Source organism: Endozoicomonas sp. SESOKO2, from assembly GCF_024606245.1.
Taxonomy (GTDB): domain Bacteria; phylum Pseudomonadota; class Gammaproteobacteria; order Pseudomonadales; family Endozoicomonadaceae; genus Endozoicomonas_A.
In genome coordinates, this window is record NZ_JAHHPQ010000301.1 from 1 (window position 1) to 4,921 (window position 4,921).

Below are 4,921 nucleotides of genomic sequence, written 5' to 3' on the forward strand. Positions count from 1 at the left end.
TCTTGCGGCCGTTTTCAAAGGCAATATCGTCAAGAACGTAGTTGGCGATGACCGCAGCCGCGTAAACTTTCATACCTGCAACAGATTCTTTCATGCCCGTCGTGCCAGTGGCTGTCACAGGAGTAAAGGCACTGTGCATAAATTCCTTAGTACCTCTGTCGGACAGCATCCGGACAACCTTTTGGAACTCAGGCACCTTGACGCCGTGTTTATAACCAAGAAAGTGTTCAAATTCAGCCATTGTCTGATATTCGTCGACACCTCTGATGGCCTCCATATAGTTCTCTAATTCAACCTTACTGATCAGACTTTCACTCAGCAGAGCTATAATCCTGTTGCCACTGACAGAATGGGCAGCAAAGTATTCCGAGAAGCTTTTCAGATCCCTTGGTTCATGCTCGATGAAGTGAATAGCGGCTTCGCCCATGCTGTGGATTTCATCGTCATAGTGTTGTGGCCCGGTTTTAATGTGACTTCTTGCCCTGTCCGCCAGCTTTTGGGCTTCTCCCAGCGGATTCAGAGACTGATCTTCTGTGGGCCTGATCGTGAATGTCGTCTTCAGATTTTTGAAGATTTCCACAGTCCGTCTGGCCCGGTCAAACGTCATATGATCTCCCACCAATGCCTGCAAGCGAATCGGTGCAAATTCATCATCTAAGTCAAAAGTCTGAAGATTGGGTATTGACTTACTGCTTAGTTCAGCTGATTTCGCCAGACCCATTGCGGCTTCCAGAGCCTGTTTCCTGAATGAATGTTCGCCCATGTAGGTGTGTATTTCGGTCAGTATTTTTGCTTGTCCCGGCGTGTACTGGAAGGAAACACCCTCATTTTCGATAGCCTCTTCTGCCGATTCCAAAACTCCCTTTAAGATCACTATTCGCGCTTTTCTGATTTCTATTTCTCTGTTCAGACTGTCCTGTTCCTCGGTCAGTTGCTGAATCATGCCGCCAGTACCATCGAGCCCTCCCAGTTGCACCTGTTTATTTCTCAGGGCATCAACACGCTCAGCCAAGCGGGCAGTGGGCTCTGGCTTGAGACCCACGTCATCCTCAATAACTCTGAGAGACGCTCCATGAACCTCCAGATTTGCCTGAGCTTCTGATACTACTGCCTTTCTCCATTCCAGAATCAAGGCCTGCGCATCTCTTTCGTCTTTAAGTTTGGTTTTAGTTTCCGGATCGATGTTTCTGGAATGGTCAATCGCCCGATTTTTAGTGTCCAGTTCCTCTTGTGCCTGCTTTTCACCGTCCTGTGCATAGGCCAATTCCATTTTTCTAAAATCGTGCTCATGGAGGAACTCCGTGATTTGAGTGTACTGTCTCCTGGTTTCAGGCAATTTGCCCAGGTAATCGACTTCATCGGCCTTATCCCGACCGTAAGAGGCTGCATAGTCTACTATGGCATTGATGTAATCTTCTTCAGACAGATTATCAGGGTCATTATCAAAGGGGATTTTCAGATTTCTAATAGTAGCTATCAGTTTCTGAACGATCTCGACTCGTCTTCCTGAACCGTCTTCGCTTTTCTGAATAAAACGTTCAATGCCGTCTAATTGGTCTTTTGGGGTTTGATTATCACCCTGAGTCAGGCTTGACCCGGTCTGAGTGTGTTTCATTGCCTGATTGAGAACCGTGATATCTTTATCTGTGTCAGGGTGGACGTCGGTAGAATGTGTGAATGCCACTTCTTTACGATGAATAGCATCCAGTTTGCGATGAAGTTCCTCCAGCTCAGTTTCAGCTTCTTCAATGTCTCCTTTGGCTCTGGCTACCTCACGATCAAGAACATATCGGGGTTTAGATCCCAGACGAGCCATTTGCCAGTTAAGTTCAGCATTAATGGTTGCGATACGCTCATTAACGTCAGGGTCACCCAGTGCAAAAAGTTTTACAGACAGCTTTTTGAGTTCTTCTTTAATGAGATGGATCTTAACAATATCGGGGGCAGCGTATTTATAGTCCTCAATGCCAAGATGATGGGCAATCTCGTTATATCTGGTTCTTACATCGTCGAAGAGACTACGCTTTATTGCCGGGATTAGGGCTTTTTCTACGGCATCCAGTTTCTCAAGAATTTCAAGTCTGGCTATCTGGCCTTTTGTTCCGGGGTTTTCCAGTTCTATACCAAAAGTATTTGCCACAGTGCCCTGCAGGCGTTTGATGTCAGCTTCACCGTACCTGTTTTGAACGGGTCTGTTCAGTAAATGCTGAAACTTCATTTGTTCGGTTTGAATATTCTTTGTGCGGTATTTTTCAAGCGGGTCATTTTGGCGGGTACTCAGATTCATAAGTCTTGGTTGATGAGATTTCATTGACTTAATTTTCTCAAGCAGAAGTGCCAGCTGAGTGTCAATATCTGCATCGCCACGAAAATTCTGAATGTTTAAATGTTCCGCAATGACGGCAAAGCGAGCTTTGATTTCAGCTGCTTTTTCAGCCTCTGTGAGGGCGCTTTGTTGCTTATTGACCTGGTCACGGGCCTGCAGGTCAGCTTCGTCGAACGGGACCAGGCCGCCGCCGGGCCGTTGTTTAATGATAAGTATGAAGGGGTCATCCCCTATGATCTGTTCTGTTTTATATATCAGGTGCTGTTGAATGGACCGGTAGCGGTCATCCAGATCGTTTTCATTGATGGGAGTGATACCAAGCTGGCCTTCAATCGCAGCCAGTTTTGCTTTTACAGCACCATCATCAGCCTGTTCCGTTGAGTGATAACGTGTTTTGAGAACCTCGCTGCACTTGTCATCAATTTTCTCCAAGAGCCGTCTGGCTTGCCTTTCCAGTGGTTGGGCGTCATCCCAGTCATCTATGCCAAGTTGTATCGCCAGTCCGGAGTTGTAAACACTTCTGGCTTTTTTTCTGGCATCAGGAACTTGTTGTCTCAGCAGAGGAATTCGTTCGATTTCCTGAATAAGCGACTGTTGCAGGCTTCTCTGATCGTTCAGCTTCACAAGAATCTGTGCAAGTTTATCCTTAATCATCCGATGGATTCCTTGCGCTATCAGTTTTATCTCATCACTGGCATCGGCTGGATCCGATTCGTGCTGCTGCTTATATTCAAGCTGGCGGAGTTCGACTGCCTGAAGTAGCTCTTCGAGCTCGCTGTCTACCTCAGTGAGCTTTCTGACCATGTTGTCCAGGAAATGGAAAGCAAACTTTTTGTTTTTGTATAAAATATTGGTCACTGATTTGGCGACAATGGGTATATGCTTCAGAATCTTCTCAACAGAATGCGGGTTCGTTAGAAGATCTCTAAGTGCAGGTTTGAAGCTGAAGTGTTTTAGAAGTTGGCTCTGCATCCAGGTTGGCGTGATGACTGTTGAAGCGGCTCTGATTTGTTCCGGTGTGAGTTCAAATTCACCTGCCCGGTCTGGAGTAGCACTGCTCAATGCCTGCAGCAGAGATTCATAGTTTGCCAGCGCAAACGCAGCCACTTTATCTTCGTATTCAAGCGTTATTTGACCTTCGTTAGCTTCAGCACCATGCCGCGCAGCAAACTCCTCCAGCAGTGCCATCTGACTGCTTCGAATGACGTATTGGTAGCTTTCAACCTTATAGTTTTTAACTTGTGTTGTTACTGAATGAACGGGGTTATTAGCCTTAGCTTCTTCCCGAAGCTTATAGAGGTTTTCTACAAAAGCGGCATCATTCGGATTCAGCTTCTGGCCATGAAAAACAATAACTTCGCCCGGAGTTTCTGCTACTTCCAGCTTTGGATAGCCCGCAGGCACAGGATAAACCCGCGTATCATCCTCCGCGAGTACAACATATCCGACGGGTTTGCTGTGTGCCAACAGCTCATTTAGAGCCTGCTGTTGTAAATCCTCTCCCAGGGCATGAACCCGGATATAGGCAGAGGTGGCTGCTGCCAGGAGAGCCTCATCATTGACAAAGAGCGATTGACCCAGACTTTGCAGATCAGGGGGCTGATCGCCCGAAGCAATAAGACGCATGAAGGTACGACCACGCACTTCAACTTTTTCAACTTCAATGATGGCAAGGGCAACATAGTGATCGTGTTTGCCCAGGTTTCCTGCTCTGCTGTTGGCAGCTTTCAGCAAATCAGCCAGTTGTTCCGGGCTGGCGATTTTCGTTAACGGTTCCAATGATTGGTGTAAGTGATCACGAACAGCATCAATTGAATCCTGATCGGTCATTTTGCCTCTGACTTCAATGATCAGTTCCTTTTCTTCAAGATTATGGGTGAACCTGAAAATGCCCTCATCACCAACCTTCAGGACTTTGGTGTACATCTGAGCAACGTCATTCTCGTCTGTTTCAAACTGATCAACACTGGAAGCGCCACCCTCAATACCATAAAGAACCTCTGTAAAGCTTAAAGAAGGAATAACATAGTCCACACTGAGCAGAGGCTCATAAGGGTAAGTGGTTGTAATGGATTTGGGTATTGGCTGTTGGTCAGGGCCTGAAGTCGGCCGAACCATGACCTCACTCCAGGTGAATTCTGCATGTTTATTGCCCAGAATATCGGCAGATTTTGTCTGCAGCTTGCGATCGGCCAGTGCCTGTGTACCAATAATTGAAGAGCCGATGGCAACGGCCGCAGCAAGGCTCAGTGCGTTGGGGCAAGCATGTGCCATCCGACTACCTCAGAGCTGATTACTTTGACTACCGTTAAGACATTTCCACACCAGACCAGGAACTAACTTCCATTCGCTCACGGCTGTTACTTGCTCACGGCTGTGAATCGCTCATTGTTGTTCCGGTAAGCTGTTGAGTGAATTTAGTTCAAAATGGCAAATCCGCTAGCTATTGGGCGAATTTAGCTTTGTCTCGAAATTGTCCCCTACAGAGATTAACAACTCTGAGATTCAACTGAAGAAGCTTTGCTTTTGACTCGTTCCCATGCTAGCAGCCTGTCGGACTTAAGGCTGTCCTACTGCGGTTGCAATAAATTGGTC

General features: G+C 46.8%; 1 protein-coding gene. It reads right to left on the bottom strand.

Going from position 1 to position 4,921, the window contains the following annotated elements:
• Positions 1-4,600: hypothetical protein (locus KDK17_RS06900; protein WP_257287687.1), on the bottom strand; the 4,600-nt coding region annotated here is incomplete at its 3' end.
• Positions 4,601-4,921 lie beyond the last annotated feature (321 nt).